This window comes from Marinobacterium mangrovicola, from assembly GCF_004339595.1.
Classification (GTDB): Bacteria; Pseudomonadota; Gammaproteobacteria; order Pseudomonadales; family Balneatricaceae; genus Marinobacterium_D; species Marinobacterium_D mangrovicola.
On record NZ_SMFU01000008.1, the window covers coordinates 907359 to 922765 of the forward strand.

Consider the following 15407-nt stretch of genomic DNA (forward strand, 5'->3'; position numbering starts at 1 on the left):
AACGCCTGGTGAACTAACGGCTAATGCCCCTGTTTTGTATGCGGGTGCTATGCTCGAAGATCTGAATAAAAATTAAACAGGGGATAGGTCGCATGGTTAAAGATGTGGTGGTTTTGAGCGCAGTGCGCTCGGCAGTGGGCAGCTTCGGCGGTGGCTTTAGCGGCATTGAACCGGCGGAACTCGCCGGGCAGGTGATGCAGGAAGCGGTCACGCGTTCCAGTGTCGACCCCGAACATATCAATTACGTGACCGTCGGTCACTGTATTCCTACCGATTCCCGCTTTGCGTACGTGGCCCGAGTGGCCTCGATTCAGGCAGGGTTGCCGATGGATTCGGTGGCGATGGCGGTGAACCGGCTGTGCAGCTCTGGTCTGCAGGCGATCGTTTCCACGGCGCAGAACATCATGCTGGGTGACTGTGACTACGGTATTGGCGGTGGTGTCGAGGTGATGTCCCGCGCCGGTTACCTGTCACCGGCCATGCGCAGCGGCGCCCGCATGGGCGATACCAGCATGATCGACATGATGGTGGCTACGCTGAGCGATCCCTTCGGTGCCGGGCATATGGGCATCACCGCGGAAAACCTGGCGGAGAAATGGGGCATCAGCCGCGAAGAGCAGGACGCCCTGGCAGCGGAGTCTCACCGCCGTGCGGCGCTGGCTATCGAGGAGGGGCGCTTCAAGTCCCAGATCGTGCCGGTGACACTACAGACGCGAAAAGGCGCCGTGGTGATCGATACCGATGAACATGTGAAACCCGGTACTACCGTTGAGTCCCTGGCGAAGATGAAGCCGGCTTTCAAGAAAGACGGTACGGTCACCGCCGGTAACGCTTCGGGCATCAATGATGGCTCTGCGTTCATGGTGCTGGCCTCGGCACAGCAGGCTGGCGCTGCGGGTCACGAGCCGGTGGCTCGTCTGGTCTCCTATGCAGTAGCCGGGGTTCCGAATCACATCATGGGCGAGGGGCCGATACCGGCGTCGAAAAAAGCACTGGAGAAAGCGGGCCTGACTCTGGACCAGATGGATGTGATCGAATCCAACGAAGCCTTTGCGGCACAGGCGCTGGCGGTGGCCAAGGGACTGGGGCTGGATATGGAGAAGACCAACCCCAATGGCGGTGCCATCGCTCTGGGTCATCCCATCGGTTGCTCCGGCGCCTTTATCGCCACCAAGGCGATCTATGAGCTGCACCGGATCAAGGGGCGCTATGCGCTGGTAACCATGTGTATCGGTGGCGGTCAGGGGATCGCTGTGGTGTTTGAGCGGCTCTGATCAGTTCGTCTCGTTGGACAGCGGAGTCTCTTTCAGAGCCTTCGCTGTCAGATTCGGTTCGTAGAGGCGATAGCAGTTACGTCCGGCATGCTTGGCGGCGTACATGGCCAGGTCGGCCTGTTTTGTCAGCGTTGCGGCATCGTTCAGGCCACTTCTGCAGATGGCGATGCCGATGCTGGGCGGTGTTGTTGCCTGAATGCCCTCATGTAGCTCCACCGGTTTTCGCAGCTCGGTGAGAATTTTTCTGGCCACGGTTTCGGCATCTCTAGCGGCGGCAATCTCCGGTAGCAGAAGCACAAACTCGTCGCCGCCGGTGCGGGCAACGGTATCGCTGGCGCGCACGCTCTGTTTCAGACGTCGGGAAACTTCGATCAGCAACTGATCGCCTACCTGGTGCCCCCAGGTGTCGTTAACCGGCTTGAAATTATCCAGGTCGATAAACATCAGGGCGAGCGTACGGCCGTTACGCTGCGCGTGCGCCAATGCGTGCTCCAGGCGGTCGTCGAGCAGGCGTCGGTTGGGCAGGTTGGTCAAGCTGTCAAAATAGGCCAGGTGCGCGGCTTGTTCTTCGGCAATTTTGCGCTCGGTAATTTCCTGGTGGGTGCCGAACATCCAGAGCGGTTGACCGTCATTGGTCCAGGTGGCGACCTTGCCGCGGTCCAGTACCCAGATCCAATGGCCGTCCTTGTGCTGCATCCGCGCCTCACACTCGTAATAGGGCAGTTCACCGCTGAAGTGTTTTTGCAGCAGGTCAGTGGACTGTTCCAGGTCGTCCGGATGTGCGTACTTCATCCAGGTTTCGATACTCGCCGGCTCCAGATCTTCCAGTCGGTAGCCAATAATGTCCGCCCAGCGCTCGTTGAATACGACTTCGCCGGTCTGCACATTCCATTCCCAGGTGCCTACATTGGTGCCGTCAATAATACTGGCCAGGCGGCTGCTCTGAGTCTGAAGTTTTAGGCGTATATCCCGTTCCTGAACCAGGTGCTTTTGTTCATTACGTAAGAGCAAAATAATGCCGCCGGTAAGAAGCAGAAAGGCGGCGATAGTGGTTGATGTGATCAGACGCCAATCGCTGTATGCATTGCTTTTCGGATAGGCCGAGAGCACCACCAGCGGTGCGCTGATGTTGAGCTCCTCGGGGGCAATCGTGCGCAGGTTCAGCAGGGCGGTTGGGCTCTGTTCATGCGGTTTGCCTTCTGTCTGGGTTTCTTCCCGCCCTGACCTAAGGTGAGTTGCAAAGGGTGAGTCTGGGCGGTTCAGGATCTCGTCGTAAAACCCCTGCTGCTCAGGTACCCGTAAAATAGGCTCGCCGTCGGCATGGGCCAGGGTGAGACTGATACCCTGGTTGCTGTCTCGGCTTAGCTGCAACCCGATCAGCTGTGTCAGCAGCGAAGTATCAAACGAGGCGACCGCTACTGCCTGGACGTTGCCATCCGCTGAATTAATCGCTCTGGATAGGGTAAAACGGCGGGTGTTGCGAAGGCTGGAGCGGAACGGCGGAGAGAGAATGAACTGACCGGGGGCTTTGATCGCTTCCTGAAAATAGTAGCGGAAGGCGAAGTTAGCGTTGATCAGGTTTCTCGCGGTTGAGCCGATGACTCTGCCGTCTGGGTCCAGCAGCACCAGGTTTGAGACGCCGGAAACCAGGCTTTTGGTGCTGGTCAATTGGTTCTGCAGTCCCGGAAAGTCCAGGCTGCCGGCAGCATACTCTCTGTCCAGACGCTCCAGGTTGGCGAGTGCCGCAGCGGCTTCTCTCAGTTGCTGTTCCATCACCGCCGTGACGATATCGGTGCCTACACGGAGGTCGCTTCGGCTTGAGCTGCGCTCGTGAACAAAACTGTAGCGGAGAAGTGCGGCTATCGTCAGTGCGAATACCACCAGAATAAAAATGGTGATGGCACGTACACGGCGAAAGCTTTTGAGCTGCTGCATGAGGTAACTCTAGTGATCAGTGCCCATTGATAATACAGAGCTTTTTGGCGGTTTTGAATTGCACGGGTCTTTGTCGTCCCGCAGTACCTGGTTCACCGGCTTGGTGATATAAAAGAACATCTACCTGGCATGCCTCGGGAGAGGGGGATCGGCCATGCATCAACGCAATCGGATAAACGGGTGTGGCACCAGAGCTGGACTCATTTCGCTGCTGTTCTGTTTGTCACTTGTCTTTAGCAGTGTCCTTTATGCGCAAGCAGAGAGTGATGGCGAGATCAGGCGGGTGCATACCGCGCCGGTGATGATCGATGGCGAAGCGTTGTTCCATGTGGCCGGGACCAACTCCTATCCGGCACAGGCCCGAGCCGATGAAGTGGCGGAGCGTATCAAGACCGTAGCCAGGGATCGCGCGCTCAGCCCGGACGATATCAGCCTGCGGGAGCTGGATGAGCGTATCGATGTATATGTCGCGAATCATCGTATCGTCGTGCTCTATCCGGTGGATGCCTCCGCCGAAGGCGTCGCTCTGCCTGAGCTGGCTCAGGCGGTCAGCGAACGTCTCAAAGATTCCCTGTTGAGTTTTCGTGAGCAGCGCACAGATCGCTATCTGCTGTTTGCGACCCTGAAGTCGCTGGGCGCGCTGGTTCTTTGTGTTGGCGGTATCCTGGTAACCGTCTGGGCATTTCGCCGATGGCATCGCTACCTGGAGGAGCGTTTCAAAGAGCGGGTGCAGGGGCTGAAGATAGAAAGCTTTGAAATCCTGCGGGCTGAGAATATCTGGCTGGTGCTGACCCGCTGCAATAACTTTATCAGCTGGGTCCTGGTGTTTGTGCTCGTCTACGCAGGAGTCGAGTTTATCTTGTCTCAGTATCCCTGGACCCGGGCGACGTCCAATATCTTGTTGGACTGGCTGATCGACCCGCTCAAGCAGATGCTGCTGTCGATCGTGGAGTATCTCCCCTCGTTGATCTTTTTGGCGATCCTCGTGACGATCACCCGCTACTGCATCAAGCTGCTGTATCTGTTTTTTCTGGGTGTCGAGAAGGAGCGGGTGGTCCTGCAGGGTTTCGAGCCGGAGTGGGCGCTGCCCACCTACAAGCTTTGCCGCTTTTTTATCATCGTTCTCGCTGCGGTGCTGGCTTACCCCTATATTCCGGGATCGGGTAGCGCTGCGTTCCAGGGGCTTTCGATCTTTCTTGGTGTCATGGTATCCCTGGGCGCTTCCTCGGCGGTGGCCAGCATAGTGGCTGGTTATGCCATCACTTATCGCCGGGCGTTCAAGATCGGCGACATGATCAAAGTCGGCGAACACACCGGTGTGGTTGAGGATATGCGTTTGCTGGTGACGCATCTGCGCACCTTCCACAATGAAGAGGTGGTGCTGCCAAACTCCCAGCTGCTGAACAGTTCGGTGATCAACCTGAGTCGGCCGGCTCAGGCGGATGGGCTGGTGATCCATACCAGTGTAGGGATCGGCTATGAAACTCCCTGGCGCCAGGTGGAGGCGATGCTGAAAGAGGCGGCCAGTCGTACCCGCAGTTTGAAAACCAGCCCTGCGCCCTTTGTGTTGGTCAAAAATCTGGGGGATTATGGCATCGAATATCAGCTCAACGTCTATGTCTCGGGCCCCACCCATCTGCCGCACCGCTACGCCGACCTGCATCGCAATATACTGGATGTGTTCAATGAGTACGGGGTGGCGATCATGACACCGTCCTATGTGGCGGACCCGGATGATCAAAAACTGGTACCGCCGCACGGGTGGTACGCAGCGCCGGCGAAGGCGCCGGAGGGGGCTGTGCCGCCAGTTAAGACGAACAATACAGACCCGGATAAAAAGCGTTAACCGAGAAACAGGGAGGGTAGATGGATCGTTTACAGACCAATCTGAGAGGGATGCTCGTGGGGCTCGCCGTTGGTGATGCTCTGGGCGCGCCGGTGGAGTTTATGCGACCGGGGGAGTTTGAACCGGTCACCGGATACCGTGAGGGCGGTCCCCATAATCTGCCTGCCGGCTACTGGACCGATGATACCAGTATGGCGCTCTGCTCAGGTGTCAGTCTTTGTCTGCACGGCGGCTTTAATCCTCAGGATCAGATGGAGCGGTTTACCCGATGGTTTCGCCAGGGCTACCTCTCATCCACGGGTCGCTGTTTCGATATCGGCAATCGTACCCGCGCAGCGGTAAAACGCTTTGAGCGCACCGGCGATCCGTTCGCCGGCGAGGAGTCGTTCGATTCCGCCGGTAATGGCGCGCTGATGCGTCTGGCGCCGGTAGCGGTTTTCTATCACGAGGATCTTCACCAGGTGACCGGTGTAGCCCGCGAGCACTCCCGTCTGACCCATGCCGATATCCGCTGCATCGAGGCCAATGAACTGCTGGCGTGGATTCTGTGGAATCTGAGTCGTGGTATGCAGAAAGAGGAGCTGTTTCGCGGTATCGAGGGCTTTGCCGAGCAGGTCACGGATGCGGAAATGATGCTGCTGGCGTTGGGCTCTTATCTGCGGTCCGAGCCGCCGGTGATTGAGGGCAGCGGTTACGTGGTGAAGTCTCTGGAGGCAGCGCTCTGGGCCTTTGCGCGCAGCACCAACTTTGCCGAAGGTGCGCTGCTGGCGGTAAACCTGGGAGACGATGCCGATACCACCGGGGCGGTGTATGGTCAGATCGCTGGCGCTTTTTATGGTCATGATGAGATTCCGCTGGAGTGGCGCAGCGGTCTCTATCAGCATGACCTGATTGTGGGGCTCAGTGATGCCCTGATGCAGCGTTCAGCCGACGGCCTGCCGCCGGAGTGGTGCTGAGGCCCTGTTGTTGGGCGTGATGCTCAGTCCTTGATGAACTCCCTGACCGCACTCTGGAACAGCTCCGCGAGATGTTTGACGCCTGGGCTGGAGAGGTGTGCGTCCCGCTTGATCAGGTAGAGGTCTGCAAAGCGCTCGCTGCTGCTTTCCATCGGCAGCGGTTTGAGCAGGCCTTTTTCCAGCTCCTTCGCGATCTTCAGTTCCGGATACCAGGAAAAACCGAGCCCCGAACAGGCGCAGAGGATTGAGGTGCTCATATGGCTCACGGTCCAACGCTGGTCCGCACCGAGCCAGCCCTCGTTCAGGCTGCGGCTGCCGGAGTCACGCACCACTAACTGGCGGTGATGGCGCAGGTCGTCGTGGGTCAGCGTCCGGCCCAGGTGATGCAGCGGGTGATCCGGATGAGCTACCGGGATAAAACGGATTCGCATCAGAAAATCACCGACAAATCCGGGTGGAATACGGCTGCTGATTACCATCTCCGCATCGCCGCGGATCAGTGCCTCGTCGGTGCCGCTGAGGGCTGTTTCCAACAGCTCAATGCGCACGAACGGGGAGATCTCGGCATACCGGGCCAAGGCGCAGAGCGTAAGGTGTTCGGGAAAGATCAGATCGATCGCCAGTCTGATCAGCGCTTCTGAACCGCTGCTGTAGTGATGGGCCAGTTCTTCGGTGAGGCGGGCGCTTTCCAGCAGTGACTGGGCCTGGCGGTAAAGTGCTTCTCCGGCCTCGGTCAACGCTGCCTTGCGGCCTTCAATACGAAACACGGCGATACCCAGGCGCTCTTCCAGGCGCTGAATGGCGTAGCTGACCGCCGACTGGCTTTTACCCAGCGCTTCGGCTGCTTTGGCGTAGCCGCCTGAATCGACTACTGCGACCAGTGTTTGCCATTGCTCAAGCGTGATCTGCACCTGCTATCCCTCTCTATAATCGAACCTATCGAAATAGTAGATTAAAAAAAGCAGTTTTGTCCTATTTTTTATTTGGCCTGTGAATATAAAAATAGACTCACACAAACACACAGGAGCTTTGAAATGGCGACTCTTCTTTACGTAAAAAGCAGTATTTTTGGTGACCAGGGACAGTCCAGCCAGTTGGCCGAACAGCTTATCGCTGACTGGAAAGAGAAGAATCCCCAGGGCGAAGTCGTTACCCGTGATCTGTTCGCCGATGCGATCCCGCACCTGGATGCCGAGCGCTTCGGTGCGCTGATTAGCTCCCCAGACGAGCGTACAGGCGAGCAGCAGGCGATTGTTGATTTCTCCGATCAGCTGATCGAAGAGATCCGCCGGGCGGATATGCTGGTGATCGGTGTGCCGATGTACAACTTTGGCGTTCCGTCACAGATGAAAGCCTGGATCGACCACCTGGCCCGCGCAGGTGTGACCTTCAAGTACACCGAGAGCGGTTCCGTCGGTCTGCTGGAAAACAAGCCGGTACTGCTGCTGGCAACCCGCGGTGGCCAGTACAAGGACGCCGGTGCGGATTTCCAGATCCCGTTCCTGACCCAGTTCCTTGGCTTTGTCGGTCTGACCGATACCCGCGTGATCTACGTTGAAGGCCTGGCCATGGGTGACGAGCTGGCGCAGCAGTCACTGACCGCTGCCAAGCAGGCGCTGGGCGAACAGCTGCAGTAAACGAAACACAGATTTGGGAGGTAATCATGGGACTGCTGGTAGAAGGACGTTGGCAAGACAAGTGGTATGACACCGAGTCAAGCGGCGGGCGCTTCGAACGCGATACCGCGAAATTTCGCAACTGGATTACTCCCGGCGGCGAGGCGGGTCCTTCGGGTGAGGGCGGCTATGCCGCTGAGCCTGGCCGTTACCATCTGTATGTTTCACTGGCCTGCCCCTGGGCGCACCGCACACTGATTATGCGGGCGCTCAAGGGGCTGGATGAGATGATCGGCGTGGACGCGGTGCATCCGCTGATGCTGGAAAATGGCTGGACCTTTGATACCGATTTCCCCGGTGCCACAGGCGACAGCCTCTACGGCAGCCAATTCATGCATCAGATTTACACGCGCAGCAAACCCGATACCAGTGGCCGGGTCACCGTGCCGGTAGTCTGGGATAAACAGCAGGAACGGATCGTCAGCAATGAGTCCGCCGAGATCATCCGTATGTTCAACAGCGCCTTCGATGCCGAGGGTGCAGAAGCGGGCGACTACTACCCCGTGGAACTTCGTGAAGAGATTGATCGCTGGAACGCCTTGATCTATGACCGCGTTAATAACGGCGTCTACAAGGCGGGCTTTGCGACCTCTCAGGGTGCCTACGACGAGGCAGTGACTGCATTGTTTGAGACCCTGGACCTGCTGGATGACTACCTGTCAAAACAGCGATTTCTGGTGGGCGGTCAGCTGACCGAGGCGGATATCCGCCTGTACACCACACTGGTGCGTTTCGACCCGGTGTATGTCAGCCACTTTAAGTGTGACAAACGCAGAATCGCTGATTATCCCGCGCTGTCCAATTATCTGCGCGATCTGTATCAGCGACCGGCGTTCCGCTCGACGACCAATTTCGAGCATATTCGTAACCACTATTATCGCAGCCATCCAGGCATCAACCCGACGGGCATCATCCCCGTAGGGCCCGAATTCGACCTGGAGGCGCCCCATCATCGGGAGGTGCTGGATCATGACTAATCGCATTACTCATAGCCGACCCATGAACCGTGTTATTCGCGGTATGGACAGCTCCGATGGCGCCGGTGTGCGCCTCAAGCGCAGCATCGGCCAGCGCCAGAATCTGAGGATCGATCCCTTTCTGATGCTGGATAACTTCTCCTCGGACAAGGCGGATGACTATATCGCCGGCTTCCCGGCGCATCCCCACCGCGGTTTTGAAACGGTGACCTATATGCTTGATGGTCGCATGCTGCATCGCGATCATCTGGGTAATGAAGGGCTGCTCAGGTCCGGCGGTGTGCAGTGGATGACCGCCGGTCGCGGTGTGATCCATGAAGAGATGCCGCAGCAGGAAGAGGGGCTGATGCGCGGTTTTCAGCTCTGGGTAAACCTGCCGGCGGAAGAAAAAATGAAGCCTGCCGCCTATCAGAATATCGAGCCCGAAGAGGTGCCCGAGGCGGAAGATGGACAGGGGAACCGGATTCGTCTGGTGGCGGGAGGCCTGGAGTTTGGTGGTCAGACACTGGAAGGCCCGGTGCGTGGCATCAGTCGCCAGCCGCTGTTTGTTGATATCAGTCTTGGCGCCAACGGCAAGATTGAACTGCCAGTGCCGGCGGAGCTGGCCGGGTTTATCTACCTGTTCGAGGGGCGGGCGTCACTCGGTGCTGAAACACTGGCGCCTAACGCCGCCACAGAGCTGGGTGAGGGCGATAGCGTCAGCCTGAGCGCCGGCGAGCAGGGCGCGCGCTTCCTGCTGGTTGCTGCCCGTCCGATCGGTGAGCCGGTGGCTCAGTACGGACCTTTCGTGATGAATACCCAGGCTGAGATTGAACAGGCGATTCAGGACTATCGCGCCGGTACCCTTACCGGCAACTAAGCTAGCCGGGGTCACCTGACCCTCCACTCCTGCCTTCTGGCCGTCCAGCCAGATAAACAGGGCGCACAGATCAATGTTTGTGCGCCCTTTCTCTCTATACTGATCCTTTTCTTGGTGCATGGATGCTGGCTTCGCTAATATTGTTTTGACTAATATCGGCGAGGCTAATCTTTATGGGGCTAATCTTAATAGAGCAGGGGAGCGCTGATGGGTAAGCTTATTGTGTTGGTGATGGTTGTCATTATTGTGGTCTTTTCCACCCAATCCTGTGATCACGCGCTTGATGTGAAACGTTCCCTGTGGGATAACCAGCAGCAATAATCGATAAAAAGCGTCACGACGCGTTCCAGGAGGGGTTAATGCTCGATCTGAACAAGTATCTTCGCCTAATGGTTGAGAAACAGGCGTCGGACCTTTTTTTCAGCACTGAGTCACCGGTCCAGATCAAGATCGAGGGCGTGCTCAGACCGATAGGCGATAAACCGCTGGAGGCCGGGGTTACCGAAGAGCTGGCCGAATCCCTGATGACGGAGAAGCAGCGCCAGATCTTCGCTGATGATATGGAGATGAACTTCTCCCATAACCCCGAAGGTATAGGTCGCTTCCGCGTCAATGTTTACCGCCAGCGTGGCGATGTGGCGCTGGTTATCCGCTACGTCCGTAACAAAATTCCATCCCTCCAGGAGCTCAACCTGCCGGAATCCCTGCAGGATCTGGTGATGCTGCGCAGCGGACTGGTGTTGATCGTGGGCGCCACTGGTGCCGGTAAATCCACCTCGCTGGCGTCAATGATCGAATACCGAAACCAGCGCGCCACCGGGCATATCCTGACGGTGGAAGACCCCATCGAATTCATGCACACCAACAAGCGTTCGTTGATCAACCAGCGCGAGGTGGGTGTGGATACGCACAGCTATGAAAATGCGCTGATGAACGGGTTGCGTGAGGCGCCGGACGTGATTCTGATCGGCGAGATTCGTGATCGTCAGACCATGGAACAGGCGATCCGCTACTCGGAAACCGGTCACCTCTGTTTGTCGACGCTGCACGCCAATAACGCGGTGCAGGCGATCGAGCATATCACCAACTTTTTCCTTGAAACCGAGTTGAAAAAAATCAGCCAGGATCTGTCGCAGAACCTGAAAGCCATCGTCTCTCAGCGTCTGATCCGTGATGTGAACAAGCACTTTCTTCCGGCGACCGAGGTGCTTATCAATACACCTTACGTGTCTGAGCTTATTGGGCGGGGGGATTTCAAGGAGATCCGCGAGTCGATGGAACAGAGCAGCGATACCCATACCCACACCTTCGATGAAAATCTGCTGGAACTTTTCAGTGCCGGCAAGATTTCAGAGGAGGAGGTGCTGCACAACGCTGATTCCCGCAATAACGTGACGTTGAAGATGAAGTTGCTCGGCGCCTGATTGGTCGATTAAAGAGTCTTCAGTGCTTCATCGAAAGGCCCGAGTTGTATAAGAGCTCGGGCCTTGTTGGTTTTAGCGGTAACGTTCGCGCTCTTCCCTGGCTCGTTCAGCCGCATCGCGTTGCCTTAACTCCTCTTCCTCCCTGGCGCGCTGTTCGTCGGCGATCTTCTGGCACTCTTCCAGCTTTCGCGACAGCGCGAAGACCTGTACGTCGATCTGATAGGCGTCGTTGAAGTTCTGCAGCCGGGTCAAAGCGCTGCGGTAGGTGTGCAGGGCGACCTGCGGGCCGGCTACCTCCTCGGTCTGCTGAGCATCCATGATCTCAAGCTCAATGGTGAGACGGGTATAGCTCTGCTTGATATGTCTGAGCATCGCCTGGAGGGCGTTCTTGCCGAACAGGTTCTGTTTCTGCAGGTCGGTCAGAAACTGGGCCAGCTCGCGCAGCAGGGCGCGGGTACTGCGGGCGGTATTTCGGTCCGGCGAGTGAGTCAGTGAGCCGGCAGGGTAGTTGCCGGGGTCAAAAGGCTCGGAGGCTCTTTGCGCGAGCTTCTCCAGTTCCTGCTGATAGCTCGGGTTGCGCTCCAGTTCGATCATCTGGTGCCAGCGCAGGTCCATATACTTGATCAGAATCGAACGAATATCCGGGGATATGTAGAAAGGGGGCAGGTTGGATAGCAGGTGGTCGGCGCGGCGGATCTGGTCGCGCAGGGCCAGCAGACGCATACGTTTTTCCCGGCGCTGTGTTTCGATGGTCTGCACGATATAGGCGGTCACGGCCAGCACGAGGATGCCGCCGAGAATCAGTATGCCTATCTGTGTCGGGCTCATGCTATCCCCTATGGATTTTCCTGATTCGCTGAAGCAGTTGATTCTATAGCAAAAAGGCGTAAAAAACCCTTGACCGACCCCCTCCGTCTCATTAATATTCACGCCGCTCCCACTGATGTGGGAAGCGTCCTAAGCGTCCCATTCGTCTAGTGGCCTAGGACACCGCCCTTTCACGGCGGTAACAGGGGTTCGAACCCCCTATGGGACGCCAATCTCTTCTCTATCTGTAGAGTCGAGAAAAAGCGGGAATAGCTCAGTTGGTAGAGCACGACCTTGCCAAGGTCGGGGTCGCGAGTTCGAGTCTCGTTTCCCGCTCCAGATTTTCTTCTCCAAGTGTTTTCTTGTTCATGACTCCGTAGTCGGGGCGACCCCAACTTTTTATTTGTCGGGTCCGCGACCGGAGCGCCGGCCGGTTCAGTCACGTTTCCCGCTCCAGATTTTCTTCTCCACGTGATTTTTATTTCTGGCTCCGTAGCCGGGGCGCCCCCGCTTTTTATCTGTCGGGCTCTCGACCGGAGTGCCGGCCACCGGAACGCCGGCCGGATGAGTCGCGTTTCCTGCTTCAGATTTTCCTTCCTCCTATAATTATGTTTTCGACTCCGTACTGGAGCGACCCCGCTACTTATTTGTCGGTCTCGCGATCGCAGTGCCGGCCGATCAGGTTAATCTTACGCCCGGATCTCTTTTCTTTTATTCCTACTCAGGCTGCTTTACGTCCTGGTCTGCCTGTTGTTTGTGGTGGTCATGGCTGAAGGGGGAGTCTCTAGAATTCCTGTCAGCGGTTCATATCTGTTTTCCCGTCTTTTCACTACCTATCTCAAGACTGTCGTTTTTGGTTTTGTCTCGGTTTAGTTCTAAAGATCCTTGCTGTCGCCAATCTTCCGATGACGGCTGCGGTAAGGAGTTTCGTCAGGTTCCTGGGAGCTGAGGACCCCTGGTTTGGTGCGGCAGCCTTATTTGCTGGTGATCTGTCGGCATTGCCGGAAGTAGAGGAGGGCGCTTTCTGTCTATTCTGAAACTTTTTTCAAACTTTTCAGTGTTTCGTTAGCGCTGTTTCAGCCGGTTGGCTCTCCGAGTGATTCGGTTTTTGGTCGGGTTTTGAGCAGTTTTAAGCCTGTTCGGCTGGGTTCTGGTTAAATTTTATTCGGATTTAGATCAAGAAGTTAGCAATAGCAGCGTCGATGAGATTTATACGAAAAAAGTTACAAACAGGTGTTGACGCGGGGTAAGGCCCTACGTATTATTTGCGCCTCCTCAACGAGGAACGCGAAAGCGTAACGGTCACGTCCCATTCGTCTAGTGGCCTAGGACACCGCCCTTTCACGGCGGTAACAGGGGTTCGAACCCCCTATGGGACGCCAATGCGGGAATAGCTCAGTTGGTAGAGCACGACCTTGCCAAGGTCGGGGTCGCGAGTTCGAGTCTCGTTTCCCGCTCCAGATTTGATCTGGAAGTTTTGACTGTTTATGCCTTTCCAAGGCTGCGTCCCATTCGTCTAGTGGCCTAGGACACCGCCCTTTCACGGCGGTAACAGGGGTTCGAACCCCCTATGGGACGCCACTCTCTCTTCTCCGTCGATGGGGTAGAGAAAAAGCGGGAATAGCTCAGTTGGTAGAGCACGACCTTGCCAAGGTCGGGGTCGCGAGTTCGAGTCTCGTTTCCCGCTCCAAATTTTCTTCTCCAAGTGTTTTCTTGTTTATGACTCCGTAGCAGGGGCGACCCCAACTTTTTATTTGTCGGGTCCGCGACCGGAGCGCCGGCCGCCGGAATGCCGGCCAGTTCAGTCACGTTTCCCGCTCTAGGTTTTCCCCTCCTTATGTAATTCTGTTTTCGACTCCGTAGCTGGAGCGAAACCGGCTTTTTATTTCTCTGTCTCCCTAATGTTCTTAATAGATGATCTAATTTGATCAGACTTCCGGCTGTTCCTGGTTGCCGCGCGCGCCTGATCAATCATTGTTTCCTTGTATTGGCTATTCGCGGCTGGGCCGGCAGGGTGCTGCTGAGCTGTTGGCTGGTGCTCGTGACTGCCGTTTATCCCTGTCGTTTATGAATGCGGCTCATGACTCGTTGCGAAGTCAGGGGCGTTATCAATTGATGCCTGCTCCGTCATACTATTTCGTGTTTCAAGCCTGGTATTGCTTGTCGGCGTTCTGCCGGTCTTCCTTTATACCGGTCTTCCTTTATATAAGTTGTCGCTGCCCGAATCTTCGGGTTTGTCTGTCGGTACTCAGGGGGGGGGCATCCTCGGCACTGCTCGTTGGCTTATGGCTATCAGGTTCAGATATTAAGAGGGCATTAAATTGATGCGTTTTGGTAGAAAAGGGGCGTTTGCCACGGCCAGTGTGTCGCTGATCGCGACTTATGCAGCGTCGGCCACGCCGATCCCGCTCTACGGGCTATATCGGACGGCTGATGGTTTGACTTACACCGATCTGTCGCTGAGTGCGGTGGTTTATTTTGTGGGTGCGGTTTCGTCTCTGCTGTTTTTTGGGCGTCTATCCAACCATTTTGGCCGCAGGGTTTCCGCATTTTTGACGCTATTGCTGATGGCCATTGCCGCCATCTCGTTTCTCAATGTGCATAGTGCACTGCCGCTGTTGATCGGGCGCTTTCTTCAGGGTGTGTCCTGTGGCCTGGCTTCGACGGCGCTGGCTGCCTGGGTTGTAGATACCCAGCCGGAAAAGCCGGCCTGGCTTGCTCCGGCCGTACTTAGCTGTGGTCCCATGAGTGGCTTGACGCTGGGTGGCCTGGCATCAGGGGCGTTGGTCGACTTTGGCACTGAGCCGCGAGTGCTCCCCTATGTGGTGATTCTGGCGGTTTTGGCGATCTGTCTGCTGTTATGTTTCAACAGTATGGAGACCGTAACGCGAAAGCCGGGCGTGCTGTCATCCCTGAAGCCTCAGCTTGGATTGCCACCTTCGGCGCGGCGCGCGTTTCGGGTCGCTGTGTTCGTTTTTGTTCCGACTTGGGCGCTGGGTGGCTTTTTTCAGGCCTTTGGTCCGGCCATGGCGATGGAACAGTTGCATTCGTCCAGTGCGCTAGCCGCCGCCCTGGTGTTTGCTTCGATCATGGCGCCCAGTCCGATAGGTGCCTCGCTGGCGGGAAGGGTTTCCGTTGCCAATGCGCAGCGCATCGGCATGGTGAGCTTCGTACTGTCGATAGGCGCGCTGGTTTACACGCTGAATAACGGCCTGCTGGTGCCTTTCCTGATCGCCAGTGTCTGTGCCGGTATCGCTCAGGGGGCGGTGCTGAGCAGCAGTATCAATTCGATCGTTTCCCAGGTAACCCTGGAAGAGCGGGCTAATGTGCTGGGGCTTATCTATGCAACCTCCTACACAGGTGCGGCCATACCGACGTTGGTCGCCGGGCAGTTTTCGGAAAGTTACAGCCTGGTTCAGGTTATCAGTGCCTATGGTGTGATGGCCGCAGTGGGTTGTCTTGCCATTCTGGTATCGGTACGCACAGCGACTAAAGCCCAGGCCGAAGCGAACTGATTTATCAGGGCTTGGTGACCGAATGAAAAATCCCTGCCATAACGAGGGTGTCGCAAATCGCTTAGCGCGGCATTAGGCAGCAGGTGTTCGGCGATGTCGCGGGCTGGTACGCTTCGCTATTGAGCACCCGTGCGGCCG

Annotated in this window: 11 protein-coding genes and 6 tRNA genes; 14 read left to right on the forward strand and 3 right to left on the reverse strand. The window is 56.8% G+C overall.

From position 1 onward, the window contains the following. Positions 1-92: 92 nt before the first annotated feature. Positions 93-1274, forward strand: coding sequence for an acetyl-CoA C-acyltransferase family protein (locus CLV83_RS12330; RefSeq protein WP_132292576.1), 1182 nt, complete (start codon positions 93-95; stop codon positions 1272-1274). On the opposite strand, the gene CLV83_RS12335 is transcribed toward CLV83_RS12330, so the two are convergent. After that, complete coding sequence (locus CLV83_RS12335; protein WP_132292579.1) at positions 1275-3209, reverse strand: sensor domain-containing diguanylate cyclase; 1935 nt, start codon at positions 3207-3209, stop codon at positions 1275-1277. Between the two features lie 220 nt (positions 3210-3429). Between CLV83_RS12335 and CLV83_RS12340 the strand changes: the two genes are divergently transcribed. After that, the gene (locus tag CLV83_RS12340; RefSeq protein WP_165900299.1) at positions 3430-5055 is read left to right on the forward strand and encodes a mechanosensitive ion channel family protein; all 1626 of its coding nucleotides are present in this window, start codon (positions 3430-3432) and stop codon (positions 5053-5055) included. A gap of 20 nt (positions 5056-5075) precedes the next feature. Beyond that, positions 5076-6011, forward strand: a complete 936-nt coding sequence (locus tag CLV83_RS12345) for an ADP-ribosylglycohydrolase family protein (RefSeq protein ID WP_132292585.1) — start codon at positions 5076-5078, stop codon at positions 6009-6011. A 23-nt stretch (positions 6012-6034) separates the two neighbouring features. Here CLV83_RS12345 and CLV83_RS12350 read toward each other — a convergent pair whose 3' ends face one another. Then, the gene (locus CLV83_RS12350; RefSeq protein ID WP_132292588.1) at positions 6035-6922 is read right to left on the reverse strand and encodes a LysR family transcriptional regulator; all 888 of its coding nucleotides are present in this window, start codon (positions 6920-6922) and stop codon (positions 6035-6037) included. Positions 6923-7045: 123 nt separating this feature from the next. Here CLV83_RS12350 and CLV83_RS12355 point away from each other — a divergent pair, with 123 nt between their 5' ends. The 4 genes from CLV83_RS12355 to CLV83_RS12370 all read left to right on the forward strand — a co-directional run bounded on the left by CLV83_RS12355 (position 7046) and on the right by CLV83_RS12370 (position 10947). Further along, on the forward strand, positions 7046-7648 hold the full coding sequence (locus tag CLV83_RS12355; protein ID WP_132292591.1) for an FMN-dependent NADH-azoreductase: 603 nt from the start codon (positions 7046-7048) through the stop codon (positions 7646-7648). Between the two features lie 26 nt (positions 7649-7674). After that, entirely contained in the window at positions 7675-8664 is a 990-nt protein-coding gene (locus CLV83_RS12360; RefSeq protein ID WP_132292594.1) for a glutathione S-transferase family protein, read from the forward strand. Next, on the forward strand, positions 8657-9523 hold the full coding sequence (locus CLV83_RS12365; RefSeq protein WP_132292597.1) for a pirin family protein: 867 nt from the start codon (positions 8657-8659) through the stop codon (positions 9521-9523). The genes CLV83_RS12360 and CLV83_RS12365 overlap by 8 nt, the downstream gene beginning before the upstream one ends. 359 nt (positions 9524-9882) lie before the next feature. Continuing rightward, the gene (locus CLV83_RS12370) at positions 9883-10947 is read left to right on the forward strand and encodes a PilT/PilU family type 4a pilus ATPase (RefSeq protein ID WP_132292600.1); all 1065 of its coding nucleotides are present in this window, start codon (positions 9883-9885) and stop codon (positions 10945-10947) included. A 72-nt stretch (positions 10948-11019) separates the two neighbouring features. Here CLV83_RS12370 and CLV83_RS12375 read toward each other — a convergent pair whose 3' ends face one another. Then, complete coding sequence (locus CLV83_RS12375; protein ID WP_132292603.1) at positions 11020-11775, reverse strand: hypothetical protein; 756 nt, start codon at positions 11773-11775, stop codon at positions 11020-11022. A gap of 135 nt (positions 11776-11910) precedes the next feature. Here CLV83_RS12375 and CLV83_RS12380 point away from each other — a divergent pair. The 7 genes from CLV83_RS12380 (at position 11911) to CLV83_RS12410 (ending at position 15269) form a co-directional block, all read left to right on the forward strand. Beyond that, positions 11911-11986 (forward strand) — tRNA-Glu (locus CLV83_RS12380). Positions 11987-12017: 31 nt separating this feature from the next. Further along, positions 12018-12093 (forward strand) — tRNA-Gly (locus CLV83_RS12385). 967 nt (positions 12094-13060) lie between these two features. Then, positions 13061-13136 (forward strand) — tRNA-Glu (locus CLV83_RS12390). 2 nt (positions 13137-13138) lie between these two features. Next, positions 13139-13214, forward strand: a tRNA-Gly gene (locus CLV83_RS12395). A 45-nt stretch (positions 13215-13259) separates the two neighbouring features. Next, a tRNA-Glu gene (locus CLV83_RS12400) sits at positions 13260-13335 on the forward strand. Between the two features lie 33 nt (positions 13336-13368). Beyond that, positions 13369-13444: transfer RNA gene (locus tag CLV83_RS12405), tRNA-Gly, on the forward strand. A gap of 634 nt (positions 13445-14078) precedes the next feature. Then, positions 14079-15269: an MFS transporter gene (locus CLV83_RS12410; protein ID WP_132292606.1), complete on the forward strand. Its 1191-nt coding sequence runs from the start codon at positions 14079-14081 to the stop codon at positions 15267-15269. The last annotated feature ends 138 nt before the right edge of the window (positions 15270-15407 follow it).

Excerpts from the sequence above, each read along its gene's own strand:
- CLV83_RS12330 (WP_132292576.1), top strand. The coding sequence starts at position 93 with ATGGTTAAAGATGTGGTGGTTTTGAGCGCAGTGCGCTCGGCAGTGGGC.
- CLV83_RS12335 (WP_132292579.1), bottom strand. The coding sequence starts at position 3,209 with ATGCAGCAGCTCAAAAGCTTTCGCCGTGTACGTGCCATCACCATTTTT.
- CLV83_RS12345 (WP_132292585.1), top strand. The coding sequence starts at position 5,076 with ATGGATCGTTTACAGACCAATCTGAGAGGGATGCTCGTGGGGCTCGCC.
- CLV83_RS12355 (WP_132292591.1), top strand. The coding sequence starts at position 7,046 with ATGGCGACTCTTCTTTACGTAAAAAGCAGTATTTTTGGTGACCAGGGA.
- CLV83_RS12360 (WP_132292594.1), top strand. The coding sequence starts at position 7,675 with ATGGGACTGCTGGTAGAAGGACGTTGGCAAGACAAGTGGTATGACACC.
- CLV83_RS12365 (WP_132292597.1), top strand. The coding sequence starts at position 8,657 with ATGACTAATCGCATTACTCATAGCCGACCCATGAACCGTGTTATTCGC.
- CLV83_RS12370 (WP_132292600.1), top strand. The coding sequence starts at position 9,883 with ATGCTCGATCTGAACAAGTATCTTCGCCTAATGGTTGAGAAACAGGCG.
- CLV83_RS12375 (WP_132292603.1), bottom strand. The coding sequence starts at position 11,775 with ATGAGCCCGACACAGATAGGCATACTGATTCTCGGCGGCATCCTCGTG.
- CLV83_RS12410 (WP_132292606.1), top strand. The coding sequence starts at position 14,079 with ATGCGTTTTGGTAGAAAAGGGGCGTTTGCCACGGCCAGTGTGTCGCTG.